Origin of the sequence: Humibacter albus DSM 18994 (assembly GCF_000421825.1) — a bacterium.
GTDB classification, from domain to species: Bacteria; Actinomycetota; Actinomycetes; order Actinomycetales; family Microbacteriaceae; genus Humibacter; species Humibacter albus.
The window spans coordinates 97347-115439 of the sequence record NZ_ATXT01000011.1; the positions used below are offsets into that span (position 1 = coordinate 97347).

General features: G+C 66.0%; 14 protein-coding genes. 9 read left to right on the forward strand and 5 right to left on the reverse strand.

Annotated elements, in window-relative coordinates; all coding sequences use genetic code 11:
• Window positions 1-106 precede the first annotated feature (106 nt).
• From dnaE to H623_RS0101860, 4 genes are read left to right on the forward strand one after another with little or no spacing between them, the layout of a single operon-like run.
• The gene (gene dnaE / locus H623_RS0101845; protein WP_051143068.1) at window positions 107-3589 is read left to right on the forward strand and encodes a DNA polymerase III subunit alpha; all 3483 of its coding nucleotides are present in this window, start codon (window positions 107-109) and stop codon (window positions 3587-3589) included.
• Window positions 3590-3630: 41 nt separating this feature from the next.
• Window positions 3631-4947 (forward strand): histidinol dehydrogenase, encoded by a 1317-nt coding sequence (gene hisD / locus H623_RS0101850; protein ID WP_022899243.1) that lies wholly within the window; start codon window positions 3631-3633, stop codon window positions 4945-4947.
• A 12-nt stretch (window positions 4948-4959) separates the two neighbouring features.
• Entirely contained in the window at window positions 4960-5430 is a 471-nt protein-coding gene (gene nrdR / locus H623_RS0101855) for a transcriptional regulator NrdR (RefSeq protein ID WP_022899244.1), read from the forward strand.
• A 20-nt stretch (window positions 5431-5450) separates the two neighbouring features.
• Window positions 5451-6485 (forward strand): quinone-dependent dihydroorotate dehydrogenase, encoded by a 1035-nt coding sequence (locus H623_RS0101860; protein WP_026939800.1) that lies wholly within the window; start codon window positions 5451-5453, stop codon window positions 6483-6485.
• Window positions 6486-6509: 24 nt separating this feature from the next.
• Here the strand turns inward: H623_RS0101860 and H623_RS0101865 are convergent, their stop codons facing one another.
• Both H623_RS0101865 and H623_RS0101870 read right to left on the reverse strand, forming a co-directional pair.
• On the reverse strand, window positions 6510-7469 hold the full coding sequence (locus tag H623_RS0101865; protein ID WP_022899246.1) for a ribonuclease HI family protein: 960 nt from the start codon (window positions 7467-7469) through the stop codon (window positions 6510-6512).
• Between the two features lie 10 nt (window positions 7470-7479).
• The gene (locus tag H623_RS0101870) at window positions 7480-8046 is read right to left on the reverse strand and encodes a DUF3043 domain-containing protein (protein WP_022899247.1); all 567 of its coding nucleotides are present in this window, start codon (window positions 8044-8046) and stop codon (window positions 7480-7482) included.
• Between the two features lie 37 nt (window positions 8047-8083).
• On the opposite strand from H623_RS0101870, the gene H623_RS0101875 reads away from it, so the two are divergent.
• The 5 genes from H623_RS0101875 to H623_RS0101895 all read left to right on the forward strand — a co-directional run bounded on the left by H623_RS0101875 (window position 8084) and on the right by H623_RS0101895 (window position 13178).
• Window positions 8084-9490, forward strand: a complete 1407-nt coding sequence (locus H623_RS0101875; protein WP_022899248.1) for a dipeptidase — start codon at window positions 8084-8086, stop codon at window positions 9488-9490.
• 49 nt (window positions 9491-9539) lie between these two features.
• Entirely contained in the window at window positions 9540-9914 is a 375-nt protein-coding gene (locus tag H623_RS0101880) for a HesB/IscA family protein (protein ID WP_022899249.1), read from the forward strand.
• Between the two features lie 191 nt (window positions 9915-10105).
• Entirely contained in the window at window positions 10106-10990 is an 885-nt protein-coding gene (ctaC, locus tag H623_RS0101885) for an aa3-type cytochrome oxidase subunit II (protein ID WP_022899250.1), read from the forward strand.
• 12 nt (window positions 10991-11002) lie between these two features.
• The gene (gene ctaD / locus H623_RS0101890) at window positions 11003-12751 is read left to right on the forward strand and encodes an aa3-type cytochrome oxidase subunit I (protein WP_022899251.1); all 1749 of its coding nucleotides are present in this window, start codon (window positions 11003-11005) and stop codon (window positions 12749-12751) included.
• 1 nt (window position 12752) lies between these two features.
• On the forward strand, window positions 12753-13178 hold the full coding sequence (locus H623_RS0101895; protein WP_022899252.1) for a cytochrome c oxidase subunit 4: 426 nt from the start codon (window positions 12753-12755) through the stop codon (window positions 13176-13178).
• A gap of 1384 nt (window positions 13179-14562) precedes the next feature.
• On the opposite strand, the gene qcrB is transcribed toward H623_RS0101895, so the two are convergent.
• The 3 genes from qcrB to qcrC are packed head-to-tail and all read right to left on the reverse strand — an operon-like array spanning window position 14563 to window position 18092.
• The gene (gene qcrB / locus H623_RS0101900; protein ID WP_022899253.1) at window positions 14563-16170 is read right to left on the reverse strand and encodes a cytochrome bc1 complex cytochrome b subunit; all 1608 of its coding nucleotides are present in this window, start codon (window positions 16168-16170) and stop codon (window positions 14563-14565) included.
• Window positions 16167-17237, reverse strand: coding sequence for a cytochrome bc1 complex Rieske iron-sulfur subunit (qcrA, locus tag H623_RS0101905; protein ID WP_022899254.1), 1071 nt, complete (start codon window positions 17235-17237; stop codon window positions 16167-16169). Before qcrA ends, qcrB begins: the two co-directional genes overlap by 4 nt.
• Before the next feature lie 45 nt (window positions 17238-17282).
• Window positions 17283-18092, reverse strand: a complete 810-nt coding sequence (gene qcrC / locus H623_RS0101910; protein ID WP_022899255.1) for a cytochrome bc1 complex diheme cytochrome c subunit — start codon at window positions 18090-18092, stop codon at window positions 17283-17285.
• Between the last annotated feature and the right edge of the window lies 1 nt (window position 18093).

Sequence of the window (18093 nt, forward strand, 5' to 3'; positions counted from 1 at the left end):
GCTCGTCGGCGGTGCGAATTAGGCTGAGGATCCACGACCACCGGGAGGTCCAGAAGACGTGGCGACTGATTCCTTCGTCCACCTGCACGTGCACAGCGAGTATTCGATGCTCGACGGGGCGGCGAAGATCGGCCCGTTGATGGAGGCGGCTGTCGGCTACGGGATGCCCGCGATCGCCGTCACGGACCACGGCAACATGTTCGCGGCGTTCGAGTTCTGGAAGGCCGCGACTGCCGCCGGCATCAAGCCGATCATCGGCACCGAGGCGTACTTGACGCCCGGGACGCATCGTAGCGACCGAACCCGCGTCCGCTGGGGGAACGGTGGCGAAGACGATGTGTCGGGCAGTGGTGCGTACACGCACATGACGATGCTCGCCGAGACCACGGAGGGCATGCACAACCTCTTCAAGATGTCGTCGCTCGCCTCCATCGAGGGCTATTACTTCAAGCCCCGCATGGACCGCGAACTGCTCGAGACGTATGCGAAGGGCGTCATCGCCACCACCGGATGCCCGAGTGGCGAGGTGCAGACCCGGTTGCGTCTCGGGCAGTACGACGAGGCGGTCCGCGCGGCAGCGGAGTACCGCGACATCTTCGGCAAGGACAACTTCTACGTCGAGCTGATGGAACACGGTCTCGGACTCGAATCACGTGTTCGCCGCGATCTTCTGCGGCTTGCGAAAGAGCTCGACCTGCGCACGGTCGCGACCAACGACCTCCACTACACGCACGCCGAAGACGCCAAGTCGCATGCCGCCCTGCTCTGCGTGCAGTCGGGATCGACACTGAACGATCCGAAGCGCTTCCAGTTGGAGCCCGAGGGCGAGTACTACCTCAAGTCTCCCCAGCAGATGCGCGACCTCTTCCGGGAGCTGCCCGAGGCCTGCGACTCCACGCTCGAGATCGCGGAGCGGTGTCAGATCGACTTCGAGCTCTCCACGGGCAAGTACATGCCGAAGTTCCCGGTGCCGGAGGGCGAGACCGAAGAGAGCTGGTTCGTCAAAGAGGTCAACGCCGGGCTGGAGCAGCGCTATCCGGAGGGCATCACCGACAAGGTGCGGGCGCAGGCGGACTACGAGATCGGCATCATCCTGCAGATGGGGTTCCCCGGCTATTTCCTGGTGGTCGCCGACTTCATCAACTGGTCGAAGAACAACGGCATCCGGGTGGGTCCGGGGCGCGGATCCGGTGCGGGATCGATGGCCGCGTACGCCATGCGCATCACGGACCTCGACCCGCTCGAGCATGGGCTCATCTTCGAGCGCTTCCTCAACCCGGACCGCGTGTCGATGCCCGACTTCGACGTCGACTTCGACGACCGTCGTCGGCTCGAAGCGGTGAAGTACGTCACCGAGAAGTACGGGGCGGAGCGCGTCTCGCAGATCGTCACCTACGGCACGATCAAGGCGAAGCAGGCGCTGAAGGACGCGGGACGGGTGCTGGGCTTCCCGTTCTCGATGGGGGAGAAGCTCACCAAGGCGATGCCGCCGGCGGTCATGGGCAAAGACATCCCGCTGTACCAGGTGTTCGACAAGGACAGCCCGCGCTACAAGGAGGCGGTCGAACTGCGGGCCGTCGTCGAGAGCGACCCCGATGCCAAGACGGTGTTCGACACGGCGCTCGGCCTGGAGGGCCTGAAGCGACAGTGGGGTGTGCACGCCGCGGGCGTGATCATGTCGTCGGACCCGATCGTCGACGTCATCCCGATCATGAAGCGCGAGCAGGACGGCCAGATCGTCACGCAGCTGGACTACCCCGCGGCGGAGTCGCTCGGCTTGATCAAGATGGACTTCCTGGGTCTGCGGAACCTGACGATCATCAGCGACGCCCTGGACAACATCCAGGCGAACCAGGGATTCGAGCTCGACCTCGAGGGACTGCCGCTCGACGACAGGGATGCCTACGATCTGCTCACCCGCGGCGACACGCTGGGCGTGTTCCAGCTCGACGGCGGCCCGATGCGTGCGCTGCTGCGGCAGATGAAGCCCGACAACTTCGAAGACATCTCCGCGCTCATCGCCCTGTATCGGCCAGGCCCGATGGGTGCCAACTCGCACATCAACTACGCCCTGCGCAAGAACGGTCTGCAGCCGATCACGCCCATCCATCCTGAGCTCGAGGAGCCGCTCAGAGACATCCTCGACACCAGCTACGGCCTGATCATCTACCAGGAGCAGGTGATGGCGATCGCGCAGAAGGTGGCCGGATTCTCGCTCGGTCAGGCCGACATTCTGCGCCGTGCAATGGGCAAGAAGAAGAAGTCGGAGCTCGACAAGCAGCAGGCCGGATTCTTCGGCGGGATGAAAGAGCGCGGCTACTCGCAGGCCGCGATCGACAAGCTGTGGGAGATTCTGCTTCCGTTCTCGGACTACGCGTTCAACAAGGCGCACTCGGCGGCCTACGGCGTCGTCTCGTACTGGACCGCGTATCTGAAGGCGCACTACCCGGCCGAGTACATGGCGGCGCTGCTGACGAGCGTCGGCGACTCGAAGGACAAGATGGCGCTCTACCTGAACGAGTGCCGTCGCATGGGCATCAAGGTCCTTCCGCCGGACGTGAACGAGTCGATCGGCTTCTTCGCGGCCGTCGGCGACGACGTCCGCTTCGGCCTCGGGGCCGTACGCAACGTCGGTACGAACGTCGTGGAGGGCATCCGTCAGGCGCGGGAGGAGAAGGGTCGGTTCGAGTCGTTCCACGACTACCTCAAGAAAGTGCCGCTGCACGTGGCGAACAAGCGCACGACCGAGTCGCTGATCAAGGCCGGCGCCTTCGATTCATTCGGCAACACGCGCCGTTCGCTCCTGGAAGTGCACGAAGCCGCCGTCGAATCCGTAGTGAACGACAAACGCGTCGAGGCGACCGGACAAGCGGGCTTCGACTTCGACACGCTGCTGGCCGACGAGCCGCACACCGAGCCGATCTCGGCGATCCCCGATCGACCGGAGTGGGACAAGCGGCAGAAGCTCGCGTTCGAGCGGGAGATGCTCGGCCTCTATGTGTCCGACCACCCGCTGGCGGGTCTGGAACTGGAGCTCGCGAAGCAGGCGAGCACGTCGATCGCGGACCTCACCGGGTCGGAGTCGACGCAGGATGGAGACACCGTCACGATCGCGGGGCTCGTCACCAGCGTGCAGCACCGGGTGGCCAAGACGTCGGGCAATCAATACGGCATGATCACCGTCGAGGACTTCGGCGGCGAGATCACCGTGATGTTCATGGGCAAGGCGTACCAGGAGTTCGGGACGTCTCTGGTCGGCGACTCGATAGTCGTGGTGCGCGGTCGGGTCAGCATGCGCGACGACGGCATGAACCTGCACGCCTACAGCCTCTTCACGCCGGATCTCGGTGCGGCGGTCGCAGGCCCGGCGGGACCGCTGGTGATCACGATGCCCGACCAGCGGGCGACGACCGAGGTTGTGACGAACCTCGGGGAGATGCTCGTGCGTCACGCGGGAGACAACGAGGTGCGGCTTCGGTTGGTGAAGGGGACGAACGCACGGGTGTTCGAACTGCCGCATCGGGTCACGGTCTCTCCCGACTTCTACGGCGAGCTGAAGGGCCTGCTCGGGCCCGCTTGCCTCGCATGAGCGCGCGCGGCGGCCTCCCGCGCGCTCGGTAGGCTTGACGCGTGCGAATCATCGATCTGAGAGGCCTCACGCTCGACTCCGATCAGTTGCGCGACCGGGTTCCCCGGGCCGAGGTCGACGTGAGCGTGGCGTCCGAGTCGGCGGCCACGCTCATCGACGAGGTCCGAAAGCGAGGCGCTCAGGCGCTGCTGGATCAGGCGGAGAGATTCGATGGCGTCCGCCCGTCGTCGCTGCGCGTGCCACAGCGCGCGATCGCGGCGGCGGTGGATGCCCTTCCCCTTCCCGTTCGCGACGCCCTGGAGCGTGCGATCGACCGCGTGCGCACCGTGAGCGCCGCGCAGGTGCCGCCCGCGGCATCCACTCGTCTCGGCGACGGCGCTGTCGTCGATCAGCGCTGGGAGCCGGTCTCACGCGCCGGACTCTACGTTCCCGGGGGCAAGGCGGCCTACCCGTCGAGCGTGGTGATGAACGCGGTGCCCGCGCAGGTGGCCGGTGTCGGTTCCGTCGCTCTGGCGTCGCCGGCGCAACGCGAGTTCGGCGGATCGGTGCACCCCGCCGTTCTCGGAGCTGCCGGACTGGTCGGTATCGACGAGGTTTACGCGATCGGGGGAGCGGGCGCGATAGGTTCGCTGGCCTACGGTGTGCCTGATCTTCCGCTGGCACCCGTCGACATCGTGACAGGTCCCGGGAACATCTTCGTGGCTGCCGCCAAGCGGCTGGTGCACGGCGTGGTCGGCATCGACGCGGAGGCGGGGACGACCGAGATTCTGGTGATCGCCGACGGATCGGCCGATCCACGCCTGGTCGCCGCCGATCTGCTCAGCCAGGCAGAGCACGACGAAGCCGCCGCATCGCTCCTGGTCACGGACTCACCCGATCTTGCGCGGGCGACTCAGGAGCACCTGGCCGAACAGCTGGCCTCGACGCGCAACCGCGAGCGAGCCTCGGTCGCCCTGAACGGCCCGCAGTCGGCGATCGTGCTGGTCGACGACGAGGAGGCGGCCGTGCGCTTCAGCGACGCGTACGCGCCCGAGCACCTCGAAGTGCACACCGCACAGCCGGATGCCACGCTCACGCGCATCCACAACGCGGGCGCCATCTTCCTCGGTTCGTCCTCGCCGGTGAGCCTGGGCGACTACCTCGCCGGCTCGAACCACGTGCTGCCGACCGGAGGGTCGGCACGGTATTCCTCCGGGCTGGGCGCCTACACGTTCCTGCGGCCGCAGCAGGTGATCCGATACGACGAGTCCGGTCTGAGCGCGGTCGCGGACGCCGTCGTCGCACTGTCGGCCTCGGAAGGCCTGCCCGCGCACGGTGAGGCCGTCGAGGCCCGCGCCCGCACGACCGTCACCCCTTAGCCTGGAGCAACCATGTTCTGTCCGTTCTGTCGTCATCCAGACTCCCGCGTCGTCGACTCCCGCACCTCGGACGACGGGCTCTCCATCCGCCGCCGCCGGCAGTGCCCGGAGTGCGGTCGTCGGTTCTCCACGATCGAGACGGCGAGTCTGAACGTCATCAAGCGCAGCGGCGTCGTCGAGCCGTTCAGCCGCGAGAAGATCATGGCGGGCGTGCGCAAGGCGTGCCAGGGCCGTCCCGTGACGGACTCGGATCTCGCGGTGCTCGCCCAGAAGGTGGAAGAGTCGGTGCGCGCCACGGGCGTCTCGCAGATCGACGCCAACGAGATCGGCCTGGCGGTGCTGCCGCCCCTTCGCGAGCTGGACGAGGTCGCCTACCTGCGCTTCGCCAGCGTCTACCAGGCATTCGACTCCCTCGACGACTTCGATTCGGCGATCAGTGCACTGCGTGAGGAACACCACTCGCAGCCGACACCGGCCGAGTGATCGCGTCAGTCGTCACCGGCATGTATCGCATCCTCTTCGCGCTCGTCTTCCGCCACATGGACCCCGAGCGGGCGCACCACCTCGCCTTCACCGCCATTCGTCTTCTGCCCAAGCTCGGATTGCGGCGGCTCGCCGCTCGTTTCACCCGACCGCGCACCGACCAGGCGGTGAGTGCACTCGGCCTCACCTTCCCGACGCCATTCGGAGTCGCAGCGGGCTTCGACAAGAACGCCACGGCCATCCTCGGCCTCGGTGCATTGGGATTCGGGCACGTCGAAGTCGGCACCGTCACCGCCATCCCGCAGCCGGGGAATCCGAGGCCGCGCCTGTTCCGGCTCATCCCCGACCGGGCCATCGTCAACCGCATGGGGTTCAACAACGAGGGCGCGGCGACCGCGGCCACACGGGTGGCGAAGACACGGGCTGTCGTCGGACGTCCGATCGTCGGCGTCAACATCGGCAAGTCCCGGGTGGTCGCGGTGTCGGATGCCGTCGCCGATTACCGCGTCTCCGCCCGCGCCGCCGCCGAGGTCGCGGACTACCTGGTCGTGAACGTCAGCTCTCCGAACACGCCGGGTCTGCGCGACCTGCAGGCGGTGGAGTCATTGCGTCCGCTGCTGTCGGCGGTCAAGGACGAGGCGCGCGGTGTTCCGCTGCTGGTCAAGATCGCGCCCGATCTCGTCGATGACGATGTTCTCGCTGTGGCGGACCTGGTGGTCGACCTCGGCCTCGACGGCATCATCGCCACGAACACCACGATCGCCCGTGACGGTCTCTCCACAGACCGGCAGGTCGTGACGGCCGCCGGAGCAGGCGGGCTGTCGGGACGTCCGCTCAAGGAACGGTCGTTCGAGGTGCTGCGGCTGCTTCGCGCCCACGTCCCGGCCGAGCTCTGCATCATCTCGGTGGGCGGGGTGGAGACCGCGCGCGACGTACGCGAACGACTGGATGCCGGTGCCACGCTCGTGCAGGGCTATTCCGCCTTCATCTACCGCGGCCCGCTCTGGGTGCGCGCGATCAACCGCGGCCTGGACGACCTCGCCAAGGCGCGATGAGTGGAGCAGCCGGCGATCGGCCGGCTAGTCGCAGGGTGTTCCCTGATGGAACCGGAGCCTCCACCGGCCACCGGTGCGCACCCAGAGCGAGCTGCGAAGGGTCGTGCCGCGGGCATCCTCGGCGCGGAACACGTGCAGCAGCGCATCGGGGCCGACACGGTCGAGCGACAGTCGCTCGAGGATGACTCCCTCGCCGGAACCGGGGGAGAGGGCGACATCGTCCTTGCCCCAGGTACGTCCCGACCGGCCGATCTCGGCGAAGTCGGGGTGCAGGAGTGCGGAGAGCTCCGCCACGTCCTCGCGCACGCGAGGATCGAGGAGCGCGCGCTCCTGCCGGATCACCGTCTGCTCGTCCGACTCGTCATCGACGTCGAAGAGCGTCGGCTCCGCGGGACCGGATGCCTCGTCAGGACCCGACGCCGGGCCGAGCGACGCCGGGCCGAGCGTCGTCGGGCCCAGCGTCGTCGGGCTGGGAGAGTCGGGCGATCCGTCGAGAGCGGCGGCCGGCCCCCACGACGAGTCTGCGCGCCAGCCGGGACCGGCGTCGACCGGCGTTCCGTTCTGATACGCGGTCGCGACGGCCCGCGCCCGAGTGTCCGCCGCCTCGTTGAGCTCGTGCCCGGCGTGACCACGCACCCACTCGAACGCGTAATCGCGGCCGGAGAGGGCGGCATCCAGGCGCTGCAGGAGCTGCAGGTTCTGCACGGGGGAGCCGTCGGCCTTGCGCCAACCCTTGCGTTTCCACCCGGGCATCCACTTCGTGACCGCGTTGATCACATACTGGCTGTCGCAGAGCACAAGCAGGTCGTCGTTCTCGCCCGCCGTCGACTCGAGCAGGTCGATGACGGCCATGAGCTCGCCCTGGTTGTTGGTACCGTGCGGCCAGCCACCGGCCGCCCAGGTGCCGTCATCCACGTACCATGCCCACCCGGCGGGACCGGGGTTGCCGAGGGCGGAGCCGTCGGCCGCTGCGACGATCGTCATCGAACGCGGATCAGGACGGGTACTGGCCGCGCTTGACCTGCGGCTTCGGGATGCGGATGCGACGGAACTGCAGCGCGCGCATGACGGCGTACCAGGTGATGCCGCGTTCGACGAGGCCGAACTTCTCCCGCATGCGTCGGCGCATTGTGAAGACCATGATGATCGAGTCGATCACGGCGACGCCGAAGAACAGCCAGAGCACGATGATGCCGTAGTACTGCAGGGCGGTGATCGGGATGAAGGTCAGCACGATGACCACCAGCATGACCGGCATGAGGAACTCGGCGACGGTGAAACGGGCATCCACGTAGTCGCGCACGAACCGCTTCTGCGGGCCGCGGTCACGCTGCGTGAGGTAGCGCTCGTCACCGGAGGCCATGCCCAGTCGAGCGCGCTCACGGGCTTCGGCGTTCTTGACCCGCGCGTCGCGGGCCGCGGCTTTGCGGTCAGCGGGGACGAGCGGACGCTTGCGCGCCGCCTCGCGTTCGGCACGGCTCGGGGTCGCATGACCCTTGCCGTTGGGGTGCGACTCGGCCTCGGGAGCCGGCGTCGCGGTGGAATCTGCTCGTTTCGCCACGGAAGTCCTCGCTCGTCGTCCGATTAAGATTACCCGCATGAGCGAAGCCGATCACCCACGGGACGACCTGACCCCCGCACTCACCGGTGCCGTGCAAGAAGGGATGCCTCAGGCGGTCGCTGACCTGACCGACCTGGTGCGCATTCCGTCCGTCTCCTGGGCCGCGTTCGACCAGGAGAACGTGGCGCGCAGCGCGGACGCCGTAGCCGTTCTCCTGCGAGAGCTCGACGTGTTCGACAGCGTCGAGATCGCCCGCGCTCCGGTCGGCGACGGTGATGAGCTCGGCCGGCCGGCCGTGATCGCCCGTCGTGAGCCGAGGAACGGGGCACCGACGGTACTCCTCTACGCGCACCATGACGTGCAGCCTCCTGGCAAGGACGAGGACTGGGACACCCTGCCCTTCGAGCCGACGGTGCGCGGCGACCGCCTCTATGCGCGGGGCGCGGCGGACGACAAGGCCGGCGTCACGGCGCACGTCGCGGCGATCCGGGCGTTGGCCGAGACGATCGGCCGGGACTTCGATCTCGGCATCGCGGTCTTCATCGAGGGGGAGGAGGAGTTCGGCTCCCGCTCGTTCGCCAACTTCCTGCAACGGCACAAGTCGAACCTCGCCGCCGACGCCATCGTCGTGGCCGATTCCGACAACTGGAGTGTGGACATCCCCTCGCTCACCGTCGGACTGCGCGGGAACGTCGCGTTCAAGCTCACGGTGTCGACCCTGCAGCATGCGTCGCACTCCGGAATGTACGGCGGGGGAGTGCCGGATGCCATGCTCGCCCTGGCCAGGCTGCTCGCCACCCTGCACGATGAAGACGGCGCGGTGGCCGTCGAGGGGATGACCACGCACGAGGCGGACGTGCCGGACTACTCGGAGGAGCGCTTGCGCGAGGAAGCCGCCGTGCTCGACGGCGTCTCTCTCGTCGGACGGGGACCCGTGCTCTCTCGCCTGTGGAACCAGCCGACGATCACGATAACCGGAGTCGACGCACCCAGCGTGGCCAATGCATCCAACACGCTTCTGCCGAAGGTCTCCGTGCGGCTGAGCGCGCGTGTCGCCCCCGGGCAGAGCGCACGCGAGGCGTTCAGCGCCCTCGAGCGGCATCTGCTCGCGAACGCGCCGTTCGGCGCCCACGTGGAGATCTCCGACGTCGACCTCGGCGATCCGTTCCTCGTCGATACCAGCGGCTGGGCCGCGGTGGAGGCCAAGAACGCGATGCGGGATGCCTGGGGTGCGGAACCGGTCGAAGCGGGCATCGGCGGCAGCATCCCCTTCATTGCGGACCTGGTGCGCGAGTTCCCTCAGGCGCAGATCCTGGTCACCGGTGTGGAGGACCCCGACACGAGGGCTCACAGCCCCAACGAATCCCTGCACCTCGGTGTGTTCCGCCGTGCGATCCTCACGGAGGCCTTGTTGCTGGCTCGCCTGAACAATCGAGCCGGCTGACTTACACTGGTGCCACACTCCACTCCAGCCCAAAGGAATGAGGCACTCGATGAGCGAGACGACTCTCACCGGCACCGACACCATCGCCGAGCGGAAGGCGCACGGCGTGCTGCTCACGGATGCCGCGGCCGACAAAGTGCGCAGTCTGCTGACCCAAGAGGGCCGTGACGACCTGCGGCTGCGCCTCGCCGTTCAGCCGGGTGGATGCTCCGGGTTGATCTATCAGCTCTACTTCGACGAGCGCTTCATGGACGGCGACGGCACCGTGGACTTCGACGGCGTCGAGGTCATCGTCGACAAGATGAGCGCGCCGTACCTCGACGGTGCGACGATCGATTTCGAGGACACGATCCAGAAGCAGGGCTTCACCATCGACAATCCCAATGCCGCGGGTAGTTGCGCGTGCGGAGACAGCTTCCACTGAGATTCTGTTCACACCAGATTCACGGAAAGGACCGGCCGATCAGCCGGTCCTTTTCGCATGTCAGGGCGTGCGAGCAACGCTCCGCACGAGCGGGTCTGGCGTACGAAGGGGCGGCAGATGGCGGTAGGCTAGCCATGGTCACTGAAAGCAGCGCACGCCGCTGCGCCCACGAATTACTCGAAAGGTCACCGGTGCGTCACAATCGCCGTTTCCGATGGGCTGCAGTTCCGATCGCAGCAACGCTCGCGCTGGTTCTCGCCGGCTGCTCGGAGTCACAGCTGCACGGATTCCTACCCGGCTTCAACGGCAAGACGCCGGTCACCAACCACACCGAGCGTGTGTCGGGGCTGTGGGTCACGTCGTGGATCGTCCTCCTGATCGTCGGCCTCATCGTGTGGGGCCTGATCATCTGGTGCGTGATCGTCTACCGTCGGCGCAAGGGACAGACCGGCATTCCGGTTCAGCTGCGCTACAACATGCCGATCGAGATCTTCTACACGATCGTGCCGTTCGTGCTCATCATCGGTTTCTTCGCTTTCACCGCCCGCGACCAGAACGCGATCGAGAAGCCGTACGCGCATCCCGACCTCACCGTGCAGGTGTACGCGAAGCAGTGGTCGTGGGACTTCAACTACCTGTCCAACGGCGTCTACGACCCGGGTGTCCAGGCGCAGCCTGACGACAAGTCCGGCGCGCCGGCGGGTTCCGTCGTGGAGGGCCAGATCCCCACGCTGTATCTGCCGGTGGACAAGAAGGTGACGATCAAGCTCAACTCGCGTGACGTCATCCACTCGTTCTGGGTTCCTGCGTTCCTGTACAAGAAGGACGTCATCCCAGGTCACACGAACTACATGTACTTCGAGCCCACCCGCAAGGGCACGTATGTCGGCAAGTGTGCAGAGCTCTGCGGCGAGTATCACTCGTCCATGCTCTTCAATGTGAAGGTCGTCTCTGAAGACGAGTACGACCAGCACATTCAAGAGCTGAAGGACAAGGGTTACACGGGCAAGCTCGGCTCCAACGTCGACCGCAACACGAACCTGCCCGGCACGGGCGCTCCGAAGGACAACGAGTAAGGCATCCGGACAATGAGTACGACCACAGCACCGGCTCCCGCGGCGACCACGCCGTCGCCCACGGCTCAGATCCTCGGCGGGACGAAGATCCATCGCAAGGGGAACATCCTCGTCAACTGGATCACTTCCACCGACCACAAGACCATCGGGTACATGTACCTGATCACGTCGTTCGTGTACTTCTGCGTCGGCGGCGTCATGGCGCTGATCATGCGCGCCCAGCTCTTCGAGCCGGGCCTCCAGGTCGTGCAGACGCGCGAGCAGTACAACCAGCTGTTCACGATGCACGGCACGATCATGCTGCTCATGTTCGCGACGCCGCTGTTCGCCGGTTTCGTCAACGTGATCATGCCACTCCAGATCGGTGCCCCTGATGTCGCGTTCCCGAGGCTGAACGCGTTCGCCTACTGGCTCTACAACTTCGGCTCGCTGATCGCGGTGGCCGGCTTCCTCACACCGCAGGGGGCGGCATCGTTCGGCTGGTTCGCGTATCAGCCACTGGCATCCACGACGTTCTCACCGGGGCTCGGCGGGAACATGTGGTTCCTGGGGCTGGGCATCTCCGGGTTCGGAACGATCCTCGGTGCGGTGAACTTCATCACGACGATCATCACGCTCCGCGCTCCGGGCATGACGATGTTCCGCATGGCGATCTTCACCTGGAACGCACTGATCACGTCGATCCTGATCCTGATGGCGTTCCCGGTTCTCGCCGCGGCGATCTTCGGTGCCGCCGCCGATCGCGTGCTCGGCGCCCACATCTTCGATGCGGCCAACGGCGGGGCCATACTCTGGCAACACCTGTTCTGGTTCTTCGGCCATCCCGAGGTGTACATCATCGCTCTGCCGTTCTTCGGCATCGTCTCCGAGGTGTTCCCGGTCTTCAGCCGCAAACCCGTGTTCGGCTACAAGACCCTGGTTTATGCAACGATCTCGATCGCGGCCCTGTCTGTGACCGTGTGGGCGCACCACATGTATGTGACGGGCATGGTCCTGCTGCCGTTCTTCTCATTGATGACAATGCTCATCGCCGTTCCGACGGGTGTGAAGATCTTCAACTGGGTAGGCACGATGTTCAGGGGCTCTCTGACATTCGAAGCTCCGATGCTCTGGTCGATCGGGTTCCTCGTCACGTTCACCTTCGGCGGGCTCACGGGCGTCATCCTGGCGTCGCCACCGCTGGACTTCCACGTGTCCGACACCTACTTCGTCGTCGCGCACTTCCATTACGTGGTGTTCGGTACTGTCGTCTTCGCCATGTTCTCCGGCTTCTATTTCTGGTGGCCGAAGTGGACGGGCAAACTGTTGAACGACACCCTCGGCAAGTGGCATTTCTGGCTGCTGTTCCTCGGGTTCCATATGACGTTCCTGATCCAGCACTGGCTGGGCGTCGTCGGTATGCCCCGTCGCTACTACAGCTATCTGCCACAGGACGGGTTCACGTGGATGAACCAGGTCTCGACCATTGGGGCCGCAGTTCTCGCGATCTCGATGATTCCGTTCCTCCTGAACGTGTACATCACGGCTCGGTCGGGCGCGAAGGTGACGGTGAACGACCCGTGGGGCTATGGACGCTCGCTCGAGTGGGCGACAAGCTGCCCGCCGCCGCGGCACAACTTCACCTCGATTCCGCGTATCCGCAGTGAATCGCCCGCGTTCGACCTCAACCACCCCGAGGTCGGCCTGCCGATCGGCGTGGGCCCCGGCAAGGATGCGCCGGAGACGGCCGTCGTGGAACTCGGCTCTGGAAAGGTGAAGTGACGTGAAGGTCTCTGCCGTCGTCTTCTGGGTCATCGCGGTGTTCTTCTTCGTGGTGGCCGCGATGTACACGATCTGGTCGTGGTACTACTACCCGAATCACGAGATCGAGCCGGTCGGTACCGTCGCTCTGCTCTTGACCGGTGTGCTCGGGGCGTTCATCGCGTTCTTCCTGCAGCGCACGCGTGCGACTCAGAACGGTGTAGAGCTCCCCGAGGACCGTCCCGACGCGAACGTCGACGACGGCGACCCGGAGATCGGACACTTCAGCCCATGGAGCTGGTGGCCGTTCATGCTCGGGCTGTCGGTGGCGATCATCGCCCTCGGTATCGCGGTCGGCTGGTGGATCGTCCCGATCGGTCTCGGTCTGACCATTGTGAGCCTGGTCGGCTGGGTGTTCGAGTACTACCGCGGATACTTCGCCCGCTGATCTGACAACGGAACTGTCTCAGGGCGGGCCGTCTTCCCATCGGGGAGGCGGCCCGCTTTGTGCGCCTACCGGGTGCGGCCTCTAGCTTGGCCTCCTCGCGTGTGACGCGGCGCTCCGGGATCCTGGCGTGCGGACGCGGATCCGCGGGATCCTCGCGGCCGTTGTAGCGCGAAGAGCGGGGGCCGCGCAAGGGGCCGGCCACGCCGGCCTGGAAACGAACGCGCTGGCCGGCCGCGGGCTGCAGTTCGTGATGCGCGGCCGACGCGTCGAGCGCACGACGCTGGAGACCGTCCACCACGACGAAGCGAGCACGCGCCCGCGGGCACTGGCGATAGCGAGAACGGGCGATAGCGGGCAGCCGCGGACGGTACCTGCGCCTTTCCCATCGGCACATCCAGGCGAGGCCCTGTGCACCCAAACGACCCCGTCTACCCGGCTCCGCGTGCGCATTTCGGTGCACTCGCATTGCGGCGACGACTCCTCACGTGGCAGCGCAGCCGCGGTCGCTCGCGTTCTTGTGGGGGCCAGCTGGACGCGGCGTGCGAATCGCGGAAGTTCGCGTGATACCCGCCCCTGCCTGCGTGCACCCCTGCCGGGCCTCACACGACGCCAGGGCTGGCTTTGTGCCGGGCCGCACGCGCCGCCGGAAGTGGCCCTGCCCAGGTTCGCGCACCGTCGGACCGGCACTTGTCGGGCCCGCGACGTGGACGGAGCCTTCGGCGACGTGCATGCCGTCCTGCATGCCTTGCGGATCGTCATGGGCGACGGCCTTGCAGCCGAGGCGGCTCGCAACCGGGGGAGCGTGCCGCCATGTCTTTCGCCCCGCGTGCGCGTCCCACTCTTCTTGCGATGACGCTCGGATGAAGATCGAGTCGCAGACGGCTTGGTGCATCTAGCCGCAGAAGGCTTGCTGCATCGAGCTGCGGAAGGTTTGGTGCCGGCAATGAGGCTGTTGTTCGAGTTGCATGAGGCACGCGTGGCGAACTCGTCGAGGCTGCCCCGACGACCGCACGAAGCGGGTCTATGAAGCGGGATGCCGTGCGGGGGCGTCGGAGGGATATCGAGTCTCCGTACCTGAGCCGACCTTGCTGCGGCTGATGCAGGCTCCCAGTTCGTAGCGGACGGCGCGCAGGGGCGGTGGCGGTGAATGCACCAGGGGGGCGGGCCCGGGGGAGACGAGCCGTGGAGAGACGAGCAGGGGAGAGACGAGCAGGGGAGAGACGAGCCGGGAGAGCAGGTTCGCCATGCCGGGGACGCAGGGAAGAAGGAGCGCTCGTGAACGGTGAGGGATGGCGCCGTGCGGCGAGTGGTTCGAGACCATAACGAATCGGGCGCCGCGCTCCGTGGGGGAGCGCGGCGCCCGATGCTGGCGTCGGTTCAGGCGTCAGTGGTGACCGTGACCGGACTCGAGTTCACCCTTCGAGACGGGCTCGAGGCGGTCCTCGAAGAACCAGCGCGACATTCCAGCGCGGAATCGGTTGCCGAACGTGATCTTGCCGCGCGAGTTCGGACGCAGCATCAACGGCTGATATGTGTCGTAGCTCACGAGCCGCCACCGCTCGTACTCGTCGAGCGGCTGGTGCACCTCGATGAACTCGCCACCGGGCAGCTTGACGATGCGGCCGGACTCGTAGCCGTGCAGGGCGATCGAACGGTCCTTCTTCTGCAGAGCGATGCAGATGCGCTTCGTGACGAAGTAGGCCAAGATCGGGCCGACGATCAGAGTGACCTGCAGGGCGTGGATCACGCCTTCCATGGTCAGCTTGAAATGAGTCGCCACGATGTCAGAACTCGCCGCCGCCCACATGACCGCGTAGAACGTGACACCGGCGGCACCGATTGCCGTGCGGGTTGCCTGGTTGCGGGGCCGATCGAGAATGTGGTGCTCTCGCTTGTCACCGGTCACCCACGCCTCGACGAACGGGTAGATCGCCACGAGGATGAGGAACAGCACGAGGATGACGATCGGGATGATGATGTACCAGACCCAGGTGTGTCCGAGCCACACGGTCTCCAGATGCGGCGGGATCAGACGGAGCATGCCGTCGGCGAACCCGATGTACCAGTCCGGCTGAGTACCAGCCGAGATCGGCGATGGGTCGTAAGGGCCATACATCCAGATGGGGTTGATGGTGAACAGCGATGCCATCAGTGCCAGCACACCGAAGACGATGAAGAAGAAGCCACCGGCCTTCGCGGCATACACCGGAAGGATCGGGTAGCCCGCCACGTTCTGCTGGGTGCGCCCCGGCCCCGCGTACTGCGTGTGCTTGTGCACGACGACGAACACCAGGTGGAGCGCGATGAAGGCGACAACGAGCGCCGGGAGCAACAGGATATGCAGCGTGTAGAGCCGGCCGACGATCGCGTCTCCAGGGAATTCTCCGCCGAAGATGAGGAAGTTCAGCCAGGTGCCGATCACGGGGATGCCCTGCACCATGCCGGAGATGATGCGGAGACCGTTGCCGGACAGCAGGTCGTCGGGAAGCGAATACCCGGTGAAGCCCTCGGCCATGGCCAGGACGAACAGCGTGAACCCGATCACCCAGTTCAGCTCGCGCGGCTTGCGGAACGCGCCCGTGAAGAAGATGCGTAGCATGTGCAGGCCGATGGAGGCCACGAACAGCAGCGCCGCCCAGTGGTGCATCTGGCGCACGAGGAGGCCACCGCGGATATCGAACGAGATGTTCAGCGTCGAGTTCATCGCCGCGGACATCTGGATGCCCTTCAGCGGGACCCAGGAGCCGTGATAGATCACGTCGGCCTGCGAGGCCTGGAAGAAGAACGTCAGGAACGTTCCGGTGATGAGGATGACGATGAAGCTGTAGAGCGCGATCTCACCGAGCAGGAACGACCAGTGATCGGGGAAGATCTTGCGGCCGAACTCCTTGACGACGGCCGAGATGCTCGTGCGCTCGTCGATGTAGTTCGATGCGGCGGCGGTGAAGCTCTGCTTCTTCGCCGTTGTCTCGGTGGCAGTCGTGGCGGTCAATGACGCTCCCAGAAACTCGGGCCCACAGGCTCATGGAAATCACTCTGCGCGACGAGGTAGCCGTCGGCATCAACCTCGATGGGCAGCTGCGGCAGCGGGCGGCTCGCGGGCCCGAAGATGACGCGCGCTTCGTGAGTGATGTCGAACTGCGACTGGTGGCAGGGGCAGAGAAGGTGGTGGGTCTGTTGCTCGTAGAGCGCCACCGGGCAACCGACGTGGGTGCAGATCTTCGAATACGCGACGATTCCGTCGTATGCCCAGTCCTTCTTGGCGGGGGAAGGGTGCAGGTCCTTCGGGTCGAGACGCATGAGGAGCACCGCGGCCTTGGCCTTCTGGTTCAGAGCGTCTTCCTTGTCGTTCAGACCCTCCGGGATCACGTGGAACACGGAGCCGATGGTGACATCGGATGCCTTGATCGGAGTTCCAGACGGATCGCGCGTCAACCGCATCCCCTTGCGCCACATGGTGTGCGAAAGGAGCTTGACCGGGTCTTCGTTCATCGGGCCGAGACCACGGAACAGCACGATGGCGGGGAGCGGGAATGCGACCAGCGCACCGATCAGCGAGTTGCGGATCAGAGTGCGGCGGCCGAAGCCGGATTCCTGGTCGGCCTGTTGGAAGATCTCGACCGAACGCTCGCGGGTCTCTTCGGAACCCTGGACGGGGTGACGGAGATCGATGCCCTCCTTGTCGTGCATGAGCGCCTTGGCCCAGTGCACCGCACCGAATCCGATCGCGAGGAGTGCGAGAGCCATCCCGAGGCCGATCGCAAGTGTGCTGACGCGCACATCGGAGATCTTGCCGGACTCGATCGGGAACGCGATGTACGCGGCGATCGCCCAGATGCTTCCGACGATGGACACGTAGAAGAGCGTGTAGACCGTGCGCTCAGCGCGGCGTTCCTTGCGGGGGTCTTTGTCGGTGATCCTCGGCCGGTGCGGCGGGAAACCGGGGTTCTCCGGGGCATTCTGAACCATCACCGCCGTTCCCGGGTCGCCGGGACGGTGGTCGACGGCCGACGAGGCGGCGGGCGTGATCTCCGTGCCGCCGTTATCGTCCTGTGCCATTGCTCTCCTTCTTGCTGCGCTCGTCTTCGATTCGCACGTCGCGCATCAGTTCGATTTGGCCGTGATCCAGACCGTCAGAGCGACGATCGAACCCAGTCCGAAGATCCAGATGAAAAGGCCCTCAGCCACCGGGCCGAGCGAACCGAGCTCAAAGCCGCCGGGGGACGGATTCTTCTGGATGTATTGCAAGTACGTGATGATGTCGCGCTTGCCCTCGGGCGTGATGTTCCTGTCGTTGAACACCGGCATGTTCTGCGGACCCGTGATCATGGCCTCGTAGATGTGTCGCGCGGTGACGCCGTGGAGCGACGGGGCGAACTTGCCCTGCGTGAGGGCACCGCCCGCGCCGGCCACGTTGTGGCACATGGCGCAGTTCACGCGGAACAGCTCAGCACCCTTGGCGGCGTCACCGTTCCCGTCGAGGTACCTTTCGTCGGGGATAGCCGCTCCAGGTGCGAGCGACGCGACGTACGCGGCGAGCTGGTCGATCTCTTTCTGGGTGAACTGGACCGGCTTCTGCTCGGCCTGCGGACCCTGCATGGCCATCGGCATGCGGCCGGTGCCCACCTGGAAGTCCACGGCCGCAGCGCCGACACCGATGAGGCTCGGTGCCTCGTCGGTGCCCTGGGCCTCCAGGCCGTGGCACGTGGCGCAGTTCGCCTGGAAAAGCTTCTTGCCCGACGCCACATCGCTGGAACTGGATGTGGCGGCATCCGCGCTCGAGCCCGTCGCGTTGAACGCGGCGTACGCTCCGCCGGTCAAGCCGAGTCCGATCGCGATGAGTGCGACGGTGGCCAGCGGATGCCGGCGTCCTGTCTTGCGCTTGCGAGCGTTCTTGTGCGTTGTCTCCCGCATT